The 20,114-nt window shown below is 60.8% G+C and carries 26 protein-coding genes; 9 read left to right on the top strand and 17 right to left on the bottom strand.

All coding sequences use genetic code 11. From position 1 onward, the window contains the following. Window positions 1-3: 3 nt before the first annotated feature. The 3 genes from mltC to mutY form a co-directional block, all read right to left on the bottom strand. A complete protein-coding gene (gene mltC / locus GT753_RS16235) occupies window positions 4-1,080 on the bottom strand; it encodes a membrane-bound lytic murein transglycosylase MltC (RefSeq protein ID WP_004937402.1) in 1,077 nt (358 codons plus the stop codon). Between the two features lie 63 nt (window positions 1,081-1,143). Continuing rightward, a complete protein-coding gene (locus tag GT753_RS16230; RefSeq protein ID WP_004937404.1) occupies window positions 1,144-1,416 on the bottom strand; it encodes an oxidative damage protection protein in 273 nt (90 codons plus the stop codon). After that, on the bottom strand, window positions 1,413-2,513 hold the full coding sequence (gene mutY, locus GT753_RS16225; protein ID WP_004937408.1) for an A/G-specific adenine glycosylase: 1,101 nt from the start codon (window positions 2,511-2,513) through the stop codon (window positions 1,413-1,415). Before mutY ends, GT753_RS16230 begins: the two co-directional genes overlap by 4 nt. Window positions 2,514-2,690: 177 nt before the next feature. Between mutY and trmB the strand changes: the two genes are divergently transcribed. The 6 genes from trmB (at window position 2,691) to GT753_RS16195 (ending at window position 6,077) form a co-directional block, all read left to right on the top strand. Beyond that, a complete protein-coding gene (trmB, locus tag GT753_RS16220; protein ID WP_004937410.1) occupies window positions 2,691-3,410 on the top strand; it encodes a tRNA (guanosine(46)-N7)-methyltransferase TrmB in 720 nt (239 codons plus the stop codon). Beyond that, a complete protein-coding gene (locus GT753_RS16215; RefSeq protein WP_004937412.1) occupies window positions 3,410-3,736 on the top strand; it encodes a YggL family protein in 327 nt (108 codons plus the stop codon). The genes trmB and GT753_RS16215 overlap by 1 nt, the downstream gene beginning before the upstream one ends. Before the next feature lie 95 nt (window positions 3,737-3,831). Next, window positions 3,832-4,755 (top strand): glutaminase B, encoded by a 924-nt coding sequence (glsB, locus tag GT753_RS16210; protein ID WP_004937414.1) that lies wholly within the window; start codon window positions 3,832-3,834, stop codon window positions 4,753-4,755. 30 nt (window positions 4,756-4,785) lie between these two features. After that, entirely contained in the window at window positions 4,786-5,508 is a 723-nt protein-coding gene (locus GT753_RS16205; RefSeq protein ID WP_160125771.1) for a DUF2884 domain-containing protein, read from the top strand. 94 nt (window positions 5,509-5,602) lie between these two features. Beyond that, window positions 5,603-5,845 carry a DUF4160 domain-containing protein gene (locus tag GT753_RS16200; RefSeq protein ID WP_004937418.1) on the top strand — a complete coding sequence of 81 codons (243 nt, stop codon included), beginning with the start codon at window positions 5,603-5,605 and terminating at the stop codon, window positions 5,843-5,845. Continuing rightward, window positions 5,829-6,077 carry a DUF2442 domain-containing protein gene (locus GT753_RS16195; protein ID WP_004937422.1) on the top strand — a complete coding sequence of 83 codons (249 nt, stop codon included), beginning with the start codon at window positions 5,829-5,831 and terminating at the stop codon, window positions 6,075-6,077. Before GT753_RS16200 ends, GT753_RS16195 begins: the two co-directional genes overlap by 17 nt. Window positions 6,078-6,112: 35 nt before the next feature. Here the strand turns inward: GT753_RS16195 and hemW are convergent, their stop codons facing one another. Genes hemW through GT753_RS16165 form a run of 6 tightly spaced genes read right to left on the bottom strand, consistent with a single transcriptional unit; the run spans window position 6,113 to window position 10,281 of the window. After that, entirely contained in the window at window positions 6,113-7,255 is a 1,143-nt protein-coding gene (hemW, locus tag GT753_RS16190; RefSeq protein ID WP_160125770.1) for a radical SAM family heme chaperone HemW, read from the bottom strand. Then, complete coding sequence (locus GT753_RS16185) at window positions 7,248-7,841, bottom strand: XTP/dITP diphosphatase (protein WP_049239920.1); 594 nt, start codon at window positions 7,839-7,841, stop codon at window positions 7,248-7,250. The genes hemW and GT753_RS16185 overlap by 8 nt, the downstream gene beginning before the upstream one ends. An 18-nt stretch (window positions 7,842-7,859) precedes the next feature. Beyond that, window positions 7,860-8,150 (bottom strand): DUF167 family protein YggU, encoded by a 291-nt coding sequence (gene yggU, locus GT753_RS16180; RefSeq protein ID WP_004948014.1) that lies wholly within the window; start codon window positions 8,148-8,150, stop codon window positions 7,860-7,862. Beyond that, complete coding sequence (locus GT753_RS16175) at window positions 8,147-8,701, bottom strand: YggT family protein (RefSeq protein ID WP_004937436.1); 555 nt, start codon at window positions 8,699-8,701, stop codon at window positions 8,147-8,149. The genes yggU and GT753_RS16175 overlap by 4 nt, the downstream gene beginning before the upstream one ends. Before the next feature lie 31 nt (window positions 8,702-8,732). Next, on the bottom strand, window positions 8,733-9,554 hold the full coding sequence (gene proC, locus GT753_RS16170; RefSeq protein WP_160125769.1) for a pyrroline-5-carboxylate reductase: 822 nt from the start codon (window positions 9,552-9,554) through the stop codon (window positions 8,733-8,735). Between the two features lie 19 nt (window positions 9,555-9,573). Beyond that, complete coding sequence (locus GT753_RS16165; RefSeq protein WP_015379048.1) at window positions 9,574-10,281, bottom strand: YggS family pyridoxal phosphate-dependent enzyme; 708 nt, start codon at window positions 10,279-10,281, stop codon at window positions 9,574-9,576. A 20-nt stretch (window positions 10,282-10,301) separates the two neighbouring features. Here GT753_RS16165 and GT753_RS16160 point away from each other — a divergent pair, with 20 nt between their 5' ends. Beyond that, window positions 10,302-11,324: a type IV pilus twitching motility protein PilT gene (locus tag GT753_RS16160; protein ID WP_075684624.1), complete on the top strand. Its 1,023-nt coding sequence runs from the start codon at window positions 10,302-10,304 to the stop codon at window positions 11,322-11,324. Here GT753_RS16160 and ruvX read toward each other — a convergent pair. The 6 genes from ruvX to GT753_RS16130 all read right to left on the bottom strand — a co-directional run bounded on the left by ruvX (window position 11,321) and on the right by GT753_RS16130 (window position 15,511). Next, window positions 11,321-11,743: a Holliday junction resolvase RuvX gene (gene ruvX, locus GT753_RS16155; protein WP_015379046.1), complete on the bottom strand. Its 423-nt coding sequence runs from the start codon at window positions 11,741-11,743 to the stop codon at window positions 11,321-11,323. The genes GT753_RS16160 and ruvX overlap by 4 nt on opposite strands. Next, window positions 11,743-12,306, bottom strand: a complete 564-nt coding sequence (locus GT753_RS16150) for a YqgE/AlgH family protein (protein ID WP_004937452.1) — start codon at window positions 12,304-12,306, stop codon at window positions 11,743-11,745. The genes ruvX and GT753_RS16150 overlap by 1 nt, the downstream gene beginning before the upstream one ends. Window positions 12,307-12,439: 133 nt before the next feature. Next, on the bottom strand, window positions 12,440-13,390 hold the full coding sequence (gene gshB / locus GT753_RS16145) for a glutathione synthase (protein ID WP_016930084.1): 951 nt from the start codon (window positions 13,388-13,390) through the stop codon (window positions 12,440-12,442). Between the two features lie 10 nt (window positions 13,391-13,400). Next, window positions 13,401-14,132: a 16S rRNA (uracil(1498)-N(3))-methyltransferase gene (gene rsmE / locus GT753_RS16140; RefSeq protein ID WP_015379044.1), complete on the bottom strand. Its 732-nt coding sequence runs from the start codon at window positions 14,130-14,132 to the stop codon at window positions 13,401-13,403. 69 nt (window positions 14,133-14,201) lie between these two features. Further along, window positions 14,202-14,897 carry a deoxyribonuclease I gene (gene endA, locus GT753_RS16135; RefSeq protein WP_160125768.1) on the bottom strand — a complete coding sequence of 232 codons (696 nt, stop codon included), beginning with the start codon at window positions 14,895-14,897 and terminating at the stop codon, window positions 14,202-14,204. Between the two features lie 101 nt (window positions 14,898-14,998). After that, entirely contained in the window at window positions 14,999-15,511 is a 513-nt protein-coding gene (locus GT753_RS16130) for a SprT family zinc-dependent metalloprotease (RefSeq protein WP_004937462.1), read from the bottom strand. A gap of 349 nt (window positions 15,512-15,860) precedes the next feature. Here GT753_RS16130 and fumA point away from each other — a divergent pair, with 349 nt between their 5' ends. Both fumA and GT753_RS16120 read left to right on the top strand, forming a co-directional pair. Continuing rightward, entirely contained in the window at window positions 15,861-17,507 is a 1,647-nt protein-coding gene (fumA, locus tag GT753_RS16125) for a class I fumarate hydratase FumA (RefSeq protein ID WP_075684626.1), read from the top strand. A 153-nt stretch (window positions 17,508-17,660) separates the two neighbouring features. Then, the gene (locus GT753_RS16120) at window positions 17,661-18,527 is read left to right on the top strand and encodes a helix-turn-helix domain-containing protein (RefSeq protein ID WP_015379042.1); all 867 of its coding nucleotides are present in this window, start codon (window positions 17,661-17,663) and stop codon (window positions 18,525-18,527) included. Here GT753_RS16120 and GT753_RS16115 read toward each other — a convergent pair. Together GT753_RS16115 and GT753_RS16110 are read right to left on the bottom strand one after the other, a co-directional pair. Beyond that, a complete protein-coding gene (locus GT753_RS16115) occupies window positions 18,451-19,503 on the bottom strand; it encodes an XdhC family protein (protein WP_015379041.1) in 1,053 nt (350 codons plus the stop codon). The genes GT753_RS16120 and GT753_RS16115 overlap by 77 nt on opposite strands. An 8-nt stretch (window positions 19,504-19,511) precedes the next feature. After that, entirely contained in the window at window positions 19,512-20,096 is a 585-nt protein-coding gene (locus tag GT753_RS16110) for an NTP transferase domain-containing protein (RefSeq protein ID WP_160125767.1), read from the bottom strand. Between the last annotated feature and the right edge of the window lie 18 nt (window positions 20,097-20,114).

The following is a 20,114-nucleotide window of genomic DNA, read 5'->3' as shown; positions in this document are numbered from 1 at the left end:
GCGCTACTTTCTGCGGTAGCTCTTCTGTGCGGTATTCACTTTCACCAGATAGCGGCGCGACTCGGCGGCCGGGTGTTTGGTGGTCAGCGTTTGGTACACGTCGCCCGGCTGCATGCCGTTGATGATGCCCACCGCGCGCGTCCTGTCGCTGGAGAACACCCGCAGCACGCTGCCGGCGCCGCCGTTGTAGGCGGTGATCACCGCATAGCGGCGCGAGGTCGGGTTCTGAATGCCGCCCAGGTAGTTGTTCTGCAGGATCGCCAGGTAGGCGGTGCCGGTGTCGATGTTGTTCTCCGGATCGAACAGGTAGCTGCGGCTCGGGGTGCCCCATTTGCCGCGCATCTGGAACACATCCTTACCGGCGGTGTGCTGCACCACCTGCATCAGGCCCAGCGCGTCCGAACCGCTCACCGCATAGGGGTTGAAGCTCGATTCGGTCTGCATGATTGCCAGGATCAGCGACTCGTCTACGCCGTATTTTTCCGACGCCTTGCGCACCATCGGCAGATATTTATGCGCACGTTTGTCCAGGTGGTTTGGCACCAGTTGGATGGTGACCGAGTAGATGACGTGCAGGCCGGAGGTGCGTTTTTGCAGCTTGGTCTGCAGCAGGTAATCGGCGAAGTGCGCCGCGCGCCATTCCCAGCGGATCGGCGCGCCTTTGTTATCCAGCACCTGGCCGTACAGGAACGGCTCTTTGCTGATCTGGATATCGTTGGCGTCGGAATAGAGATCGATGGAACCCGGATCGTCACCCATCAGCAGCGTGCTGATGATCGCCTGGCGCAGGTGCGCGGCCGGATCGGTGGTGGCGATGGTTTCGATGGTGATGGCACCGGTGTCGAAGTTGATGTGGCTGCGGGTTTGGTATTGGTCGGTATATTTGACGTAGTCTTTCGGCCCGGCGATGAGAACTTCGTTCAGACCCCAGATGTTCTCGATGTTGTGAGCGAATTGCCCCATCAGAATGTCGAAGCCGTTGGTGTCTTTGATCCAGGCTTCGTTGATTTCTTCACTTTTTTTGCCGGAACAGGAGATCAGCAAAGGCGCTATTACGAGCAAAGCTAAAATTTTCTTCATCTTAAAGCCGTTTGGAAGAAGTATAAGAGGATTGAAGCGGGCCAGCGCCTGGCCCCAACAGCGTTATTCGCTCGGCGGCGTATAGCCTTCGATGTGCACGTCGTGCCCTTCGAACAGGAACTTGATCATTTCCTCTTCCAGCAGTTTGCGATCATCCACGTTCATCATGTTCAGCTTCTTCTCGTTGATCAGCATGGTCTGCTTCTTCATCCACTCGCCCCAGGCTTCCTTGGAGATCTCGTTGTAGATGCGCTTGCCGACGTCGCCGGGATAAAGCTGGAAGTCCTGGCCCTCGGCGTCGCGCTGCAGGAAAGTACAAAAAATGGTGCGGCTCATGCTAATTCCTCGTCGATGGCGCTATCGCCATATAAGTTTTGTTGGATCGGGGGCTGCTTCGCCAGCTGTTGCAACAGGCGATCCACCGGCGCTGCCAGCCCGACCGACGGCGGCTGCGCTAAGTTATACCAGAGACCCGCGCCCTCATCCATGCCGCTGCCCGCCGCGTCGAGCGACAGCCACATCGGCACGATATCGAGATGGAAATGGCTGAACGTGTGGCGAAACGCGGTCAGCTGTTCCAGGCGCTTGCCTTTCAGACCGCGCTGCTGCAGCCAGAGTTCCAAATCCACGCGCGCGCTGAACTGTGGGAAGCAGAACAGGCCGCCCCACAGGCCCACCGCCGGGCGCTGCTCCAGCCACACGCGGTCGCCGTGCTGCAGCAATAAGAAGTAGGCGGTTTTTTCCGGCAGGGTCTGTTTGGGTTTCTTGCCGGGGTAGTTGGCCCAGCTGTGATTGGCGTAAGACAGGCAGCCGACGTTGAGCGGGCAGAGTTCACACTTGGGCTTGGAACGAGTGCAGACCATGGCGCCCAGATCCATCATCGCCTGGTTGAACTGGCCGACGCCCTGCGCCGGGGTGACCTCTTCGCTGATTTTCCACAGTCGGTTTTCGACTTCTTTCTTGCCCGGCCAGCCTTCCACCGCGTAGCAGCGAGCCAGCACGCGCTTCACGTTGCCGTCGAGGATCGGATAGTGTTGGCCCAGCGCCAACGACAGCACCGCGCCGGCGGTGGAGCGGCCGACGCCCGGTAAATCGGCGATTTCTGCGAAGGTTGTCGGGAACTCGCCGCCGTGCTGTGCGACAATGGTCTGCGCCGCCTTGTGCAGGTTGCGGGCGCGGGCGTAATAGCCGAGGCCGGTCCACAGATGCAGCACTTCGTCCAGCGGAGCCTCCGCCAGCGCGCGCACGTTGGGAAAACGGGCCATAAAGCGCTGAAAATAAGGAATGACGGTGGCAACCTGAGTCTGTTGCAACATCACCTCGGAGAGCCATACTTGATAGGCGGTTTTCTCCAGCTGCCACGGCAGGGTCTTGCGACCGTAGCGTTGGTACCAGTCAAGCACCACCTGTGCGAATTGTTGTGCTTGCATCATGAGCAGCGTCGTTATCCGGCAGAAAATGAAGCGAGATTGCAGCATAGAGTCATGATGCTGTAAACCGGAACTTTCCGACGCCGCACGGCGGGTACAGAAGATGAACACTTGCTAAACCAATGTATCTTTGCATAATGCGCGTTTCCCTAATTGGCAGCCAAACAGACAGAAAGCACTATGATTAATGACGTCATCTCCCCGGAATTTGATGAGAACGGCCGCGCGATGCGCCGTATCCGCAGTTTTGTCCGCCGCCAGGGGCGGCTGACCAAAGGCCAGCAGCACGCGCTGGAGAACTATTGGCCGGTGATGGGCGTGGAGTATCAGGCTGACGCTGTCGATCTCGCCGCGCTGTTCGGCCGCGAAGCGCCGACGGTGCTGGAGATCGGTTTTGGCATGGGCGCCTCGCTGGTGACCATGGCGGGCAACAATCCGCAGCAGAACTTTTTAGGGATCGAAGTGCACTCGCCGGGCGTGGGCGCCTGCCTGGCCGACGCCCACGAGGCGAAGCTGAGCAACCTGCGCGTAATGTGCCACGATGCGGTTGAAGTGCTGGAAAACATGATCCCGGACGGCTCGCTGGACATGGTGCAGCTGTTCTTCCCTGATCCGTGGCACAAGGCGCGCCACAACAAGCGCCGCATCGTGCAAACGCCGTTTGTCGAACTGGTGCTGCGCAAGCTGAAGACCGGCGGGGTCTTCCACATGGCTACCGATTGGCAACCCTATGCGGAACATATGTTAGAGGTTATGAACGGGGTCGCAGGCTACCGTAATCTTTCCAGCGATAATGATTACGTGCCGCGTCCGGATTCGCGCCCGCTGACGAAATTTGAATTACGCGGCCAGCGCCTGGGACATGGCGTTTGGGACTTGATGTTTGAGAGGAAAGAATAATGGCTAAGAACCGCAGTCGTCGTTTACGTAAAAAGTTGCACATTGAAGAATTTCAGGAGCTGGGTTTCTCCGTAGCCTGGCGCTTTGCCGAAGGCACGTCGGTGGAAGACATCGACAGCACGCTGGATACCTTCATCGATGAAGTGATCGAGCCGAACGGCCTGGCGTTTGACGGCAGCGGCTACCTGCAGTGGGAAGGTCTGATCTGCCTGCAGAAGATCGGCCACTGCACCGACGAGCATCGCGAACTGGTGAAAAACTGGCTGGAAGCGCGCAAACTGACCGACGTTAAGGTCAGCGATCTGTTCGATATCTGGTGGGATTGATCGCGCTTGCCCGATGAGCGCGGCTTCGCGCCGCGCCGTTTTATTGATCTAAGGTGCCTTAACGGCGCCTTTGTTTTGCCCGGAGTGTGACCGAGGTGGTAACTACATTGGATAACGCGTTGCTGGAGGAGATCCTGCAACAGGTGCGCCCGCTGATTGGCCAGGGGAAAGTGGCCGACTACATCCCGGCGTTGGCGGAAGTGCCCGCCGACCGGTTGGCGATCGCCGTTTGCACGGTGGACGGCGAACTGTTCCAGGCCGGCGACGCCGCGGAGCGCTTCTCCATCCAGTCGATCTCCAAAGTGCTGAGCCTGACGCTGGCGCTGACGCGCTATCAGGAGCCTGAGATCTGGCGGCGCGTGGGCAAAGAGCCTTCCGGCCTGCCGTTCAATTCGCTGCTGCAGCTGGAGATGGAGCAGGGCAAACCGCGCAATCCGTTTATCAACCCCGGCGCGCTGGTGGTGTGCGACATGCTGCAAACCCGGCTCAGCGCCCCCAAACAGCGCATGCTGGAGGTGGTGCGTCAGCTGGCCGGCGAAGACGACCTGGCCTATGACCTGCGGGTGGCGCGTTCCGAATTCGAACACTCCGATCGCAATGCGGCCATCGCCTATCTGATGAAGTCGTTCGGCAACTTCGAGAACGACGTGATCACCGTGCTGCAAACCTATTTCCACTACTGCGCGCTGCGCATGAGCTGCGTGGAGCTGGCGCGCAGCTTCGTCTATCTGGCCAATCACGGCCGCGATCTGAGCGGCGAGGCGGTGATTAGCCCGCTGCAGGCCCGGCAGATCAACGCCCTGATGATGACCAGCGGCATGTACGACGGCGCCGGCGAATTCGCCTATCGGGTGGGAATGCCGGGCAAGTCCGGCGTGGGCGGCGGCATCGTGGCCATCGTGCCGGACGAGCTGTCGATCGTCGTCTGGTCGCCGGAGCTGGATGCTTCCGGCAACTCGCTGGCGGGAACTGCGGCGCTGGAACTGTTGTCTCAACGTATCGGTCGTTCGATTTTTTAATCCCAGTCTGGATGGGAGTCAGGAGAAGCTATGTTGAAGAAAACCGGGTTAGCCTTACTGCTGCTGGCGGCGACCGCCGCGCAGGCCCACGCCGAGTACCAATGCAGCGTTAAACCCCAGGACGATGTGATCATCAGCCCGCAGAGCGTGCAGGTGAAAGGCGCCAGCGGCGACCTGCAAATCTCGCCGGATGGCGACGTGATCCGCAACGGCCAGGCGCTGAGCCTGAACGATAGCCAGCGGCAGAAAGCCTTCAGTTACCAGAGCGCCTTGCGCAAGCAACTGCCGTGGATCGACGACGGCGCGCAGAAACACCTGGAGAAAGCCCGCGCAGCGCTGGATAAAGTGATCGTCAAAGAGCTGGGCAGCAGCAGCAACGTGCGCAACCGGCTGACTACCCTGAACGGCCAGCTGAAACAGCAGATGAACCGCATCATCGAGCACCGCAGCGACGGCCTGACCTTCCACCACAAGGCGATCGACCAGGTGGAACAGGACGGCCGCAACATCGTGCAGCAGAGCATGGGTGGCGTGCTGCAGGACAGCCTGAACGAAATGGGCGTCAAACAGGCCGCCAACAGCGGCGGTAACCCGCTGCAGGCGATCATGGGCAACCTGGGCGGCTTGCAGAAGGCGATCCAGAACGAATGGAACAATCAGGAGCAGGACTTCCAGAACTTCGGCCATGATGTGTGCAACCGCGTCACCGCACTGGAAACCCAGCGCAAGGATCTGCTGAAGGCGTTGAAGTAACGGATAGGCGTAGCCGCCGTGCGTTTTTGACCTCACGACGGCTATCTGACAAACTGGCTAAACTATAATCAATCGGCAAAAGGATTTTGCATTGATGCCAGTGATATTCCGTTATAAAGGCTACAGGTTCTTTTTTTATTCCAATGAGGGTGACCCGCTTGAGCCGCCGCATGTTCATATCAGAGACGCTGAGGCTGAAGCGAAATTCTGGTTGGTTCCTGGCGTGCAGTTGGCGCGCAATGACGGCTTTAACGCCAGAACGCTAAAAGAGCTGGCGGGTCTGGTTGATACCTATCAGGCATTATTTTTGGAGGCTTGGCATGAGTATTTCGGCTAAACGCGTCAGCTTTGACGATGCGACGATGTGGGTCGAACTGAGCGACGCCAGAATTATTGGCGTGCCACTGGCCTGGTTTCCGCGTTTGTTGAATGCGACGCAAGAACAGCGGGCAGAGTATGAACTCAGCGCTCGCGGCATCCATTGGGATGCGTTGGACGAGGATGTTTCCGTTGAGGGATTGCTGAAGGGGCGTGGCGACGTGACGCATCGCCCTCATAATGCCGCCTGAACATGAAAAAAAGCGCTGATTATTCAGCGCTTTTTTTACTCGTCGTCCGCCAGGAACAGTTCCAGCAGCGAGTTGAGGAACAGTTTGCCCTTCTCGGTGATCTGCCAGTGCTCCGCGGTTTCTTCCAGATAGCCTTTGGCCAGCGCCTCGTCCAACTGCGAGCGAATGACGCTTTCCGCCAGCCCGGTGTAGTTGACGAAGTCGGCGCGCGGCGCGGCTTCCAGCAAGCGGAAGCGGTTCATGAAGAACTCGAACGGCCGATCCGCCGCCGCCACCTCATGCTGCTTGTCCATGTAGTCGCCGCGCATAAAGCCGCGCGGGTGCTTGGTTTTGGCGGTGCGCAGGATACGCCCGTCGCTGAAGGTCACCTTGCCGTGCGCGCCGCAGCCGATCCCCAGATAGTCGCCGAAGCGCCAGTAGTTGAGGTTGTGCTGGCATTGGTAGCCTGATTTGGCGTAGGCCGAGGTTTCATACTGCTGGTATCCGGCGGCGCTCAGCAACTGGTGGCCGCGTTCGAAGATGTCCCACAGCGCGTCGTCGTCCGGCAAAACCGGCGGGCGTGAGCTGAACAGGGTGTTCGGTTCGATGGTCAGCTGATACCACGACAGATGCGGCGGATTGAGGGCGATAGCCTGGCGCAGATCGTCCAGCGCCTCTTCCAGCGACTGATCCGGCAGGCCGTGCATCAGATCGAGGTTGAAGCTGCGCAGGCCAAGATCGGTCGCCAGCGTCGCCGCGCGTTTGGCTTCTTCCGGGCCGTGGATGCGCCCCAGACGGTTCAGCTTCTCGGCGCTGAAGCTTTGCACCCCGATGGAGATGCGGTTGACGCCGGCGCGCTGGTAGCCGCTGAAGCGATCGGCCTCCACGGTGCCGGGATTGGCTTCCATGGTGATTTCGGCGTCGTCGGCGACGCGAATGCGCGCCCGCACGCCGTCCAGCAAGGCCTGCATCGCCTCGGCGCTCAGCAGGCTGGGGGTGCCGCCGCCGATAAAGATAGTGCTGATTTCCCGGCCGCCGGCCAGCGGCAGATCGGCATCCAGATCCGCTAACAGATGATCGACATACTCCTGATGCGGCACGTCACCCTTCAGCGCATGGGAGTTGAAGTCGCAGTACGGGCATTTCTGCACGCACCACGGGATATGGATGTAGAGACTCAGCGGGGGCAGCTTAAGCATTGCGCATGGCTTCCAACATCAGCTTCAGCGCCTTGCCGCGGTGCGAAATCGCCCGCTTCTCGTCGCGGCTCAGCTCGGCGGCGGTGCGGCCCAGCTCCGGCACGTAGAAGACAGGATCGTAACCGAAGCCGCCTTCACCGGCGGCCTGCTCGGTGATTTCGCCGGCCCAACTGCCGTGGAACACCAGCGGCGTCGGGTCTGCCGCATGGCGCAGATAGACCAGCACGCAATGGAATTGCGCGCCGCGCTGGCCCGGCGCCACGTCTTTCAACGCCGCCAGCAGCTTGTCGAGGTTCTGCCGATCGTCGGCATCTTCACCGGCATAGCGCGCGGAGTAGATACCCGGCGCGCCGCCCAGCGCGTCCACTGCCAGGCCGGAGTCGTCGGCGATCGCCGGCAGGCCGGTGACCTGTGCCGCATGGCGCGCTTTCAGAATGGCGTTTTCGATAAACGTCAGGCCCGTTTCTTCGGCGGACTCCACGCCCAGATCGGTTTGTGCGACCACGTCCAGGCCGAAATCGGCCAACAGGTCGGCGAGTTCGCGCACTTTGCCCGGGTTACCGGTGGCAAGAACGACTTTTTGCATAAATGACTACCTTGAAAATTATTCGATGAGCGCCGCGACCACGGCGGGGATCTGTTGCGGATTCACGATGCGTAACTGTTTATGCCGCCCCAGTTCGCCTTTCTCGATGGTGACGTTGCTTTTCGCCACTTTGAACTGCTTGGCGATAAACTTGATCAAATGGGCGTTGGCTTGGCCGTCGACCGGCGGGGCGGTGATGGCGACTTTCAGTTCGTCGCCATGCAAGCCGATAATTTGGTCGCGGCTGGCTTTCGGCTGAATATATAGCCTGATCGCCAGCCCGTCCAGCACCGGAGTGACTGCACTCACAGCAGGAACCAGATCTCACCGAACAGATCCATGCCCAGGTAGTTGATCAGATAGAGGATCAGGATCACCACCATGGCGGAAAAGTCGATGCCGCCCATCGCCGGGATGATGCGACGGATCGGCGCCATCAAGGGTTCGGTCAGTTGGTACATCACGTAGTCGATCGGGCTGCGGCCCTGGCTTACCCAGCTCATCAGCGCACGAATGATCATCACCCAGAAGATCAGGTAGCCGGCGGACTTCACCAGCGAGATCAGGCCGAACAGCAGGTTATACGGGCTGAGCGACATCGCGCCGCCCTGAATCAGCAGCAGCAGCGGGTATTTGATGGTCATCAGCAGGAACGCCAGCAGCAGCGAAGCGCTGTCGATGGGCCCCAGTGACGGGATGATGCGGCGCAGTGGGCCGACCACCGGCTGGGTGATCTTCACCACAAACTGTGAGAACGGGTTGTAAAAATCGGTGCGCGCCCACTGCATCCAAATGCGCAGCAACAGCACCATCACGTACAGATCAATAACGGTCTTGACCAGGAAAGTCAGCGTTAGCATGAAGTGGTCCTTCTCCTTAACTCGCGGTTATTTAAAATAATTTTTCCATCTCTTGGGCGCGGGAAACGGCGGCCTGCATCGCTTGCGCCACGGTTTCCGGCAGTTGGCGTTCGTTGAACACCCGCAGCGCTTCGGCGGTGGTGCCGCCTTTGGAGGTCACCTGCTCGCGCAGCGTGCCCAGCGGCGTATCCGGGTTGGCTTCCACCAGCGCGGCGGCGCCGGAAGCGGCCTGCTGCACCAGATCGCGCGCGGTCTGGCTGTCGAAGCCCATGCGCTCGGCCTCTTTTTGCATCGCTTCCATAAACAGGAAGAAATAGGCCGGGGCGCTGCCCGCGGCGGCGATCACGCCGTTGATGCCATTTTCGTCATCGACCCAGCAAACTTTACCGACCGACGCCATTAAATCGCCGGTGTAATCGCGATCCCGCAGGCTGACCTGCGCCGGCGCGTACAGCCCGCTCATGCCCTGGCCGACCAGCGACGGAGTGTTGGGCATGATGCGCACGATGTCCAGCTTGTCGCCGAGCAGCTGATAGAAACGGCTGACCTGAATACCGGCGGCGATCGACAGCACCAGCTTGCCGCTGAAGTCGACCTGTTCGCGCAGCGGCTGACACACGTCGGCCATCATCTGCGGTTTGACCGCCAGCACCACCACCTCGGCTTCACGCGCGCAGGCGACGTTGTCGCCGCTGCTGACGATGCCGTAGTCTGCGGCCAGCGCATCACGGTTTTTCGGCGAAGGGGCGCAGACGCTGATGGATTTGGCTGGATAGCCGCCCGCCACCAGGCCGGCGATGATTGCACGCGCCATGTTGCCGGCGCCGATAAAGGTAATCTTGCGATGTTGCATCAAATCCCTCGTCTGTGTGTCAGGCCTGCGAGTAGTCGCGGGCGCCAAAAATTGCGGTGCCGATGCGCACCAGGGTGCTGCCGGCGGCGATCGCCGCCGCCATATCGTCCGTCATGCCCATCGACAGCGTATCGGCCTGCGGATAACGCTGACGCAGGGCGAGAAATGCGTCGTTCATCCGGCTGAATACCGCCAGCTGCCGCTGATAATCCGCTTCCGGCGCCGGAATAGCCATCAGGCCGCGCAGCGTCAGGTTCGGCAGCGCGGCGATCGCTTCGGCCAACGCCGGCAGCTCGGCCAACGCAATGCCGGATTTGCTTTGCTCGTCGCTGATGTTGATTTGAATCAGCACGTTGAGCGGCGGCATGTCGGCCGGGCGCTGATCGCTCAAGCGCTGGGCGATGCGCAGCCGATCCACGGTATGGCACCAGGCGAAGTGTTCCGCCACCAGCCGACTCTTATTGGATTGCAGCGGGCCGATAAAGTGCCACACCAACTCGCCGCTTTGCGGCGACTCGGCGAAATGCCGGATCTTGTCTACCCCTTCCTGCACGTAGTTCTCGCCGAAGGCGCGCTGGCCGGCGGCGATGGCTTCTTCGATCGCCGCCACAGGTTTGGTTTTGCTGACGGCAAGCAGGGCAACTTCTTCTGGCGCCCGCGCACAATTTCGCGCGGCGGCCGCAATGCGGTTTCTGACATCCTGCAGGTTCTGTTGGATAGTGCTCATTATTGACCCGGGAGAGTGATATGGATATCGATGAATTCGTGGCCCTTAGTGTAAAGCATAATGCTTCCGATCTGCACCTTTGTGCCGGTCATCCGCCGATGTTGCGCATCGACGGTGAACTGCAGCCGCTGGCGGCGGCGCCAACGCTGACGGCGCAAGGCGTGCAAGCGCTCTGCGACGGATTGCTGAATGCGCAGCAGCGCGAGAGCCTGCGGCGGCTGGGGCAGGTCGATCTGGCGTTGCACCGGCCGAGCGGGGAACGGCTGCGGGCCAACGTTTTTCAGCAAAGCGCGGGAATTTCTCTCGCGTTGCGGCGTATCGCCGGGCAGTCGCCTTCGCTTGCCGCGCTGGCGGCGCCGGCCATCGTCCCGGCGCTGCTGCGGCGCGCCGACGGATTGATCCTGGTCACCGGCGCCACCGGCAGCGGCAAGTCCACCACGCTGGCGGCGATGATCGACGAGATCAACCGGCACCAGCCGCGGCACGTTTTGACGCTGGAGGATCCGATCGAATTCCTGCACCGCAGCCGGCGATCGCTGATCCAGCAGCGGGAGATCGGCCGCGACAGCCACAGCTTCGATGCGGCGTTGCGCGCCGCGCTGCGCGAAGATCCGGATGTGATCCTGCTGGGCGAGCTGCGCGATACCGCCACCATCCGGCTGGCGCTCACCGCGGCGGAGACCGGCCACTTGGTGCTGGCGACGCTGCATACCCGCAGCGCGCCGCAGGCGGTGGAACGGCTGGTGGATGTGTTTCCGGCGGAAGAGAAACCCTATGTGCGCGCCCAGCTGGCGGGCAGCCTGCAAGCGGTGATCGCGCAAAAGCTGATGAGGCGCCCCGGCGGCGGACGCGTGGCGATCTTTGAAGTGCTGACGGCGACGGCGGCGGTCAGCAACCTGATCCGCGAAGGGAAAACCCATCAGTTGGCGAGCGTGTTGCAAACCGGCGCGCAGTCCGGCATGCAAACCTTTGAGCAGGGTTTGCAGCAGCGGATCGACGCCGGCGTGTTGGGGGAGTGCGCGGGGGAGGGAACGAGGGGTTAACCCAGCTGCCGTTCGAACCAGCTTTCGAGGATAACCACCGCGGAGGCGGAATCCACGCTGCCTTTATCAAGGGCGCGGAAGCCGCCGCGATCGAACAGGTTGGCGCGCGCCTCCACGGTGCTCAGGCGCTCGTCATGCAGATCGATCTGGATGCCGAAGCGACCGTGCAGGCGGTTGGCGAACTTGCGCGCCTGGGCGGTAACGGGCTGTTCGGTGCCGTCCATGTTCAGCGGCAGGCCGACCACCACCAAATCCGGCTGCCACTCCTTCAGCAGCTTTTCGATTTTCAGCCAGTCCGGCGAACCGTCCTGCGCTTTGAAAGCCGGCAGGGCGCGGGCGCTGCCGGTCAACTCCTGGCCAACGGCCGCGCCGATGCTTTTGGTGCCAAAGTCGAAGGCGATAATGGTGCGGTTACTCATCAGGCGTGTCCTGCGTGGTTGGCGATGCTGCGAATGTCGATACCCAAAAGGTTCCCCGCCTCGCGCCAGCGGCTGGCGATCGGCGTGCGGAACAAAATGTCGGTGTTGGCTTCGATGGTCAGCCAGGCGTTTTCCAATACTTCCTGCTCCAACTGGCCCTTTTCCCAACCCGCATAACCCAGCGCCACCAGCACGTCGTCCGGTTGCTCCGGCGTGCCGAGCGTTTCCAGCACGTCTTTCGAGGTGGTGATCATGGTGTTGGGGGAAATTTGAATGCTGGCGCCAAAGCCGTGGCGCGGCGTATGCAGGATAAATCCGCGATCGTCCGCCAGGGGGCCGCCGGCGAACACCGGCTTGTCCAGGCTGATGGCCGGATCGCGCGCAGGCGGCATGATCTTCAGCTTGCTCAGCACCGTGGCTACCGTGAACTGCTCCACCGGTTTATTGATCACCAAACCCATGGCGCCTTCTTCATTGTGCTCGCAAATGTAAATCACCGAGCGTTTGAAGCGAGGATCCTGCAGCGTTGGCATGGCGATCAGAAAATGGTGCTGTAAATTCATGGCGTTAGTATAAGGTAATCAATGGGTGAGAAAATAAACAGCCGCCAGTATGCGGCTATACCCGCCGCCTTTCAAGGCGCGCTTTGGCGGGCGCCATGCAGAACAGCGGGCGGTATGCCGCCCGCATTGCGCATTACTTCGCCGCCAGGCGCTTTTCAATGGCGTCCATCAGCATGCCGGTAATCGAAATCGGGAATGCCGCCTCGATCTCGCGCGCGCAGGTCGGGCTGGTGACGTTGATTTCAGTCAGGCGATCGCCGATCACGTCCAGGCCGACGAAGATCAGCCCTTTCTCTTTCAGCGTCGGGGCGACGGCGCGGGCGATTTTCCAGTCGCTTTCGCTCAGCGGGCGCGCTTCGCCGCGGCCGCCGGCCGCCAGGTTGCCGCGGGTTTCACCCTGCGCCGGAATGCGCGCCAGGCAGTAAGGCACCGGCTCGCCGTCCACCACCAGAATGCGCTTGTCGCCGTCCTTGATCGCCGGCAGGAAGTTCTGTGCCATGCAGAAACGGCTGCCGTGTTCGGTCAGGGTTTCGATGATCACCGACAGGTTAGGATCGTCCTGCTTCACGCGGAAGATCGACGCGCCGCCCATGCCGTCCAGCGGTTTCAGGATGATGTCGCCGTGCTGCTGGTGGAATTTGCGGATGTGCGCGGCGCTGCGGCTGACCAGCGTATCCGGCGTCAGTTCCGAGAACCAGGCGGTGAACAGCTTCTCGTTGCAGTCGCGCAGGCTTTGCGGCTTGTTGACCACCAGCGTGCCTTTGACTTCGGCGCGTTCCAGAATGTAGGTCGCGTAGATATATTCGGTATCGAACGGCGGATCCTTGCGCATCAGGATCACGTCCAGCTCGTGCAGCGCCAGATCCTGCTCGGCGCCGAAGCTGAACCAGCTCTCCTTGTCTTCCTTCACGCTCAGCAGGCGGGTGCGGGCGCGCCCGTCACCGGCATGCAGATAGAGATCGTTCATCTCCATGTAGTGCAATTCGTAACCGCGGCGCTGCGCTTCGAGCAGCATGGCGAAGCTGGTGTCTTTCTTGATGTTGATGGAATCGATAGGGTCCATCACGATGCCGAGCTTAATCATCTTTTCTCCTTTAACCCAGGTCGCCGAAGCGAACCTGCAGAGCGGTAATGGCGGTGAGCGCTGTGGTTTCGGTACGCAGAACGCGTGGTCCCAGCAGAATATCAGTAAATCCGTGGTCGGTGGTCATGGCGATTTCGTCGGCGGACAAACCGCCTTCCGGGCCTATCAGCAGGCGAACGCGATCCACCGGCTGCGGCAGCGTGTTGATGCTGTGGCTGGCGCGCGGGTGCAGGTTGAGCTTCAGGCTGCCGTCCTGCTCGGCGCACCAGGCCTCCAGCGACATCGCCTCGCGGATTTCGGGAATGCGGTTGCGGCCGCACTGTTCGCAGGCGGCGATGGCGATCTTTTGCCATTGCTGGATTTTCTTCGCCAGACGCTCGCCGTCCAACTTCACGCCGCAGCGCTCGGAAAACAGCGGGGTGATGACGTTGACGCCCAGCTCGATGGATTTCTGGATGGTGAATTCCATTTTCTCGCCGCGCGAGATCACCTGGCCCAGGTGCAGGTTGAGCGGCGATTCGATGTCATCCACGCGGCCGTCGCCGAGGCGCACCAGCACGCTCTTTTTGTCCACCCGGATTATTTCGGCGTCGAACACCTGGTTGCTGCCGTCGAACAGCTGCAGCGCCTGGCCGGCGCTCATGCGCAGCACGCGGCCGACGTGGTTGGCGGCGTCCTCGCTGAGGGCGATCTCCGCCCGGTCGGTCAACGGTTGCGGATGGTAAATGCGGGGTATGCGCATGGGTAGTCTGATCCTGACGAAACGGCGCCGCGGGTTGGCGGCGCCATGAAAGATAAAGGCTATAGTAGGTTAGCTTTTCCGCTGCTGACAAGCCTGTTGAATATAGGGATTGTGGTTGCCCTGCACCTTGGCGATACGTGCTTCGCGCTGACATTCCCATTGGCTCACCGGATATTGCCGGTTCCACACCTCGAACAGCTGGGTTTGCTGGCGTGACAGCCGCAGCTGGTAGCGATCGCGCATGTAGAAGTAGGTGCGGGCAATGGCGCCGCGGGCGCGGGCGGGCGGCTCCGCCTGTTTATTCTTGAAGTCCACCTTCATTGGGCATTGCCCGTACTGGCCTGCGCCGCCGTTCCATTGGCTGTACATGAAGTTGTTGCGGTCGCCGTTCACTTCGCCGATCGCCGGCTGCAGGTTGTGCAGATCGGTTTCTATCTGGCGATAGGTGGCGTCCTTGTTGCAGTTTTTGCGCCCGCCGTCTTGCCAGCACTGCAGCTGGTGGCCGAACTGCCAGGCCGGCACCACGTGTTCCCACTCGATGCGCTGCGCGCGTTGGGCGTTTTTACGCACCTGATAGCCGCAGCCGGCGAGATCGGGAATGCCCTTCTTGCCTTGCCAGTCGATGCGGCAGCCGCAGTAAAAGCTGCCCGGCGCATCCTGGTTAATCTTGGCCGCCGCCGTCTTGGCCTGAGAGAAGTTATTGATGCCGTGCGCCTGTGCGGCGCCTGCGGCGAAAACCGCCATAAACAAAATTCTGCGAAGCATATTCCAAAACAGCTCAAAATTGGAAAAGCAGGCAGGGTAACGGAACTTGTCGGCAGTGGCAAATGGCGATATTTACTTGTTTTAACGTATAAATCGTTTAACTAAAGGTTCTCGCTAGCAAGAAATTTCAGTTTTTCGCCGCACCGGCGGCAGCGGTATTCGCTTTCGCCGCGCAGCACGCGGTTATGGCGGCGAATGGTGAGCTGGTGCTGCCCGCAGCCGCAGCGGTAGGGGAAGGTTTTGCTTTGCACCGAGGCGGTTTCGAAACGATGAGTGCGGCTGGCGGGCGTCAGCAGCACGCTTTCCATCATCCAACGCCATTCGCGGCCGTGCGGCGCTACCCGGCCGAATTGGCGAAACACCAGCAGGTGCGCCAGTTCGTGCGGCACCACTTCATCGATAAACGGCTGTTGGTTTTCCAGCAGTAGCACCGGGTTCAGACGGATTTCCCAGCTTTGCAGCCAGGCGGTGCCCGCGCTGGTGCCGCGTTGCTGATAGACGATGCTGGGTTCGGGGAATTCGACGGCAAAATGCTGGCGGGCCAACTGCAGCTTTTCTCGCAGGCAGCGCATCACCGCTTGTTGCAGCGCGATGGGGATTCTCGGTTTGTTCATTGCGGCTAGCTTAAGCAATGGCGCGGCGGCTGACAATATGCCCCGGCGCAAATCGCATCCGGCGCTTTTTCACCACATTGATAAGACGATCGCCGCCGATGGATTGTAATCAATGTGTTAACTGCGGGATAATAAAGCGTGCATGATGAGCCTGTACCCGCAGTTCTCACCGAGCAAGGTTGAAACGCCGCCTGTGGTAATCCCTTACGCAAAGAGCGGTTATTTTGCGATTTGGCGCAATAACTGACTGATTAAAAATACGTAAGGTGGAGGCAGTTTTTTGACAAGGCGCCGCGTCGCGCGCCGCAAGTGTGAATTTAACGCAGCTGATGTTGCAAGTGAGAGATCAATGTCGAATAAACCGTTCCACTATCAAGATCCGTTCCCGCTGAAGAAAGACGATACCGAATACTACCTGCTGAGCCGCGACCATGTTTCCGTGAGCGAATTTGAAGGCCAGGAAATTCTGAAAGTTGCCCCTGAAGCGTTAACCCTGCTTGCCCAGCATGCGTTCCACGACGCCTCGTTCATGCTGCGCCCGGCGCACCAACAGCAGGTGGCCGATATCCTCAAAGATCCGGACGCCAGCGAAAACGACAAGTACGTTGCGCTGCAATTTCTGCGTAACTCAGAAATCGCCGCCAAGGGTATTTTACCGACCTGCCAGGACACCGGCACGGCGATCATCGTCGGCAAAAAGGGCCAGCGCGTCTGGACCGGCGGCGGCGATGAAGAGGCGCTGTCGCGCGGGGTTTATAACACCTACATCGAAGAGAACCTGCGCTATTCGCAGAACGCCGCGCTGGATATGTACAAAGAGGTCAATACCGGCAGCAACCTGCCGGCGCAGATCGATCTCTACAGCGTGGACGGCGAAGAGTACAAATTCCTGTGCATCGCCAAGGGCGGCGGCTCCGCCAACAAAACCTATCTGTATCAGGAAACCAAGGCGCTGCTGTCGCCGGGCAAGCTGAAAAACTACCTGGTCGACAAGATGCGTACTCTGGGCACCGCGGCTTGCCCGCCGTACCATGTGGCGTTCGTCATCGGCGGCACCTCGGCGGAAGCGACGCTGAAAACCGTCAAACTGGCCTCGACCAAGTATTACGATGGCCTGCCGACGGAAGGTAACGAGCATGGCCAGGCATTCCGCGATCTGGAACTCGAAGCGGAACTGCTGCAAGAAGCGCAAAACCTGGGGCTGGGCGCACAGTTCGGCGGCAAATACTTCGCACATGATATCCGCGTCGTGCGCCTGCCGCGCCACGGCGCCTCCTGCCCGGTTGGCATGGGCGTCTCCTGCTCGGCGGACCGCAACATCAAAGGCAAGATCAACCGCGACGGCATCTGGCTGGAAAAACTGGAGCACAATCCGGGTAAATTCATTCCTCAGGAGCTGCGCCAGGCGGGGGAGGGCGAGGCGATCAAGGTCGATCTCAACCGCCCGATGGCCGAGATCCTCAAACAGCTGTCGCAGTATCCGGTTTCCACCCGCCTGTCGCTGAGCGGCACCATCATCGTTGGCCGCGATATCGCGCACGCCAAGCTGAAAGAGCGCCTGGATCGCGGTGAAGGCCTGCCGCAGTACGTCAAGGATCACCCGATCTACTACGCCGGCCCGGCTAAAACGCCGGAAGGCTATGCGTCCGGTTCCTTGGGGCCGACCACCGCCGGGCGTATGGATTCCTACGTCGACCTGCTGCAATCCCACGGCGGCAGCATGATCATGCTGGCGAAAGGCAACCGCAGCCAGCAGGTGACGGATGCCTGCCACAAGCACGGCGGCTTCTACCTCGGCAGCATCGGCGGCCCGGCGGCGGTGCTGGCGCAGCAGAGCATCAAGAGCCTGGAGTGCGTGGAGTACCCTGAGCTGGGCATGGAAGCGATCTGGAAAATCGAAGTGGAAGATTTCCCGGCGTTTATCCTGGTGGATGACAAAGGCAATGACTTCTTCCAGAAGATCCAGGCCGGTCAGTGTTCCAACTGCCTGAAATAATCGCCTCTCCCCCTCCACCGCCCGCGGGCGGTGGAGGGGGTTGTGTAAAGTCCTGTAGCTTGCTGGACGCCGAGTTTTAACCTGTATACCCTACGTGGATAGCACTAAAATTCGACTAATGGAATATCGGCAACAGAAGGTTTCAGCAAGCACATGGGAACGCAGGAAAATCATATCAGGGAACTGCTGGTCTGGATTGAAGATAACCTGACCAATCCGCTGTCGTTGGATATCGTTTCCGCCAAGTCAGGCTATACGAAATGGTACCTGCAGCGCATGTTCAAGAAGCAGACCGGATTATCGTTAGCTTCCTACATTCGCGCTCGCCGCCTCTACATCGCCGCCTTCGCCTTGCGTTTCACGCAGAAGAGCATCCTCGATATTTCGGTCGAATATCAATTCGATAACCAGCAGACGTTCTCGCGCTGTTTCAAGAAACATTTCGCCGAATCGCCCAGCGTGTATCGTCATGCCCGCAAACAGGACTTCAGCAATCTGGTGCGTTCGCTGGCGGCCAGCCAGCCCGGCGATATTCAGGTCGAACGCGTCAGCATCGCCAGAGGGCAATACGCCTTTCACGGCAAACAGTACGCTTATCACCTGGATATCGAAAAGTTGGATAAGTCGCATCTGCCGCAGCGCAGCGCGCTGCGGGCGCAGTTCTACACCTTGTTGGGCGAGCGTCCGGCGCAAATCTATTCGTTTACCCAACTGGTGCCGGACGGCGAGCGGGTCAGGGTCGACTATACCCTGGGCGTGACGGCGGACTATCCGCTGCGTGAGGGCGTGGCGCTGGAGCCGCTGCCGGAGATCCACGGCGAGTTTTGCCGTTTTCGCTATTCCGGCAAGCCGGTGGCGCTCAATGATCACATCATTCAAATCTACACGCAGGTGCTGCCCGAAATGGGGCTGGCCCGCGGCGACGGGCCGGACATGACGGTGTTCAGCTATTCGCTGAGCGGGAAAGAGGAGTTGCACCTGGAGCTGCAGCATCTGGTGCCGGTGGTGCCGCTGCATTGATCCCGTCGGCGGCCGGCAGCCGGTTTTTTTGCTGCACGATCGCCGCCATCACCGCCAGGGCGATTTCCGCCGGGGTTTTGCTGCCGAGCGGCAGGCCGATCGGCGCATGGATGCGTTCCAGCTCCTGCGGCGTGAACTCGGCGATCTGCTGCAACCGCTGGCGCCGGCGCGCGCTGTTTCTGAGCGAGCCCATGGCGCCGATATAAAACGCCGGGGTGTGGATCGCTTCCATCAGCGTCAGATCGTCCATACGCGGATCGTGGGTCAGCGCCACGACGGCGGTATTGGCGTGGCAGCCCCCCTCTTCGATGAACTTGGCCGGAAACTGGCGCAGCAGCGTCACGCCGGGCTTCAGCTCGGCGGCGAAGTTGTCCAGCGCCTCCGGGCGGTTCTCGCACACCAGCACCTCAAACCCCAGCGCCACGGCGAAATCGGCACAGTACAGCGCCACGCTGGACAGCCCGGCGATCAGCAGGCGCGGCGCGGCCGCGATGTGCAGGGTGATCTGCTCGAGCCGGCGTTCGACCTGAGTGGCGCTGGTGAAGTGGCTCTGCTCAAGGCTGTGGCAGGCGTTGGGCAGCGTCAGGCGTTTGAGCAACGCGTGATGCCCTTCCAGCGCGCCGGCGATGCGCTGCAGGTAAGCGACGCTGGCTTCTCCCGCCGGCAGATACTCGATCAGCACGTCCAGCACGCCGCCGCACGGCAGCGCTACATTGGGCGTCATGCCGCCTTCGCCGTAACGAATCACCTGGCTGGCCGCCTGATACTCCCCGGCGGCCACGCGCCGCAGAAAGTCCTCCTCCACGCATCCGCCCGACAATGAGCCGCTGTAGCGGCCGTCGCGGGTCGCCGCCATCAACGCGCCCGGCGAGCGCGGCGAAGAGCCATAGGTGCTGAGCACGGTGCATAACCAAACCGGCTGTTGTTGCAGCCAGCTTATCGCCTGGCTGACCACGGTGACATCAAGATGTTGCATAGGTGAATTTACTCGCTGGCCGGGAGTTGCGATGGAAGATCAATATCCCGCACGACGCCGGGGTGCTCAAGCGGCAGCAGGTGGGCTGCTGCGCCTTGCAGCAGCCCACGGGCGCCATTATCGCCGCGCAGTTGGCAAAGTGGTTTGCGCAATCGGGCGGAAAAGCCGACCGGGTGACCGGGCTGTTGCGCATAACAGGGGCGCACGATCGGGTGCTGCCGTAAGGCATCCGCCACCTGTCGGAAAACGTCGGCGCCGACGAATGGCATATCGGCCAGGTGGATCAGCCAGCCTTGCCAGTGCGGCGTGGCCGCAACGCCTGCGGCGATCGAGTCGCCGAGGCCCGCGCTGGCGAGCAGGGTGACCGGCACCTGGTTGGCGGCGCAGGCTGCCAGTACCGGCAGATTATCCGGCCGGGTCACCACCTGTACCGGCAGGCCGGAGGCCAGCGCCTGGCATAGGGTGTGCTCGAACAGCGAACGCCGCTCGCCCGCCGCATCGGCAAACCCGGCGTTCAATTTGTTGCCCTGGCCGCCGGCCTGAATAAAGCGCTCTCCGCGTCCGGCGGCGGTAATGACAATGCCCGTGGTCATGGTTGAAGTCCGCGTTTG

Source organism: Serratia sp. Z4, from assembly GCF_009900725.1.
In the GTDB taxonomy this organism is placed as follows: domain Bacteria; phylum Pseudomonadota; class Gammaproteobacteria; order Enterobacterales; family Enterobacteriaceae; genus Serratia; species Serratia nematodiphila.
The sequence above is the reverse complement of the archived record's forward strand: the minus strand, read 5'-3'. Positions and strand labels throughout refer to the sequence as shown.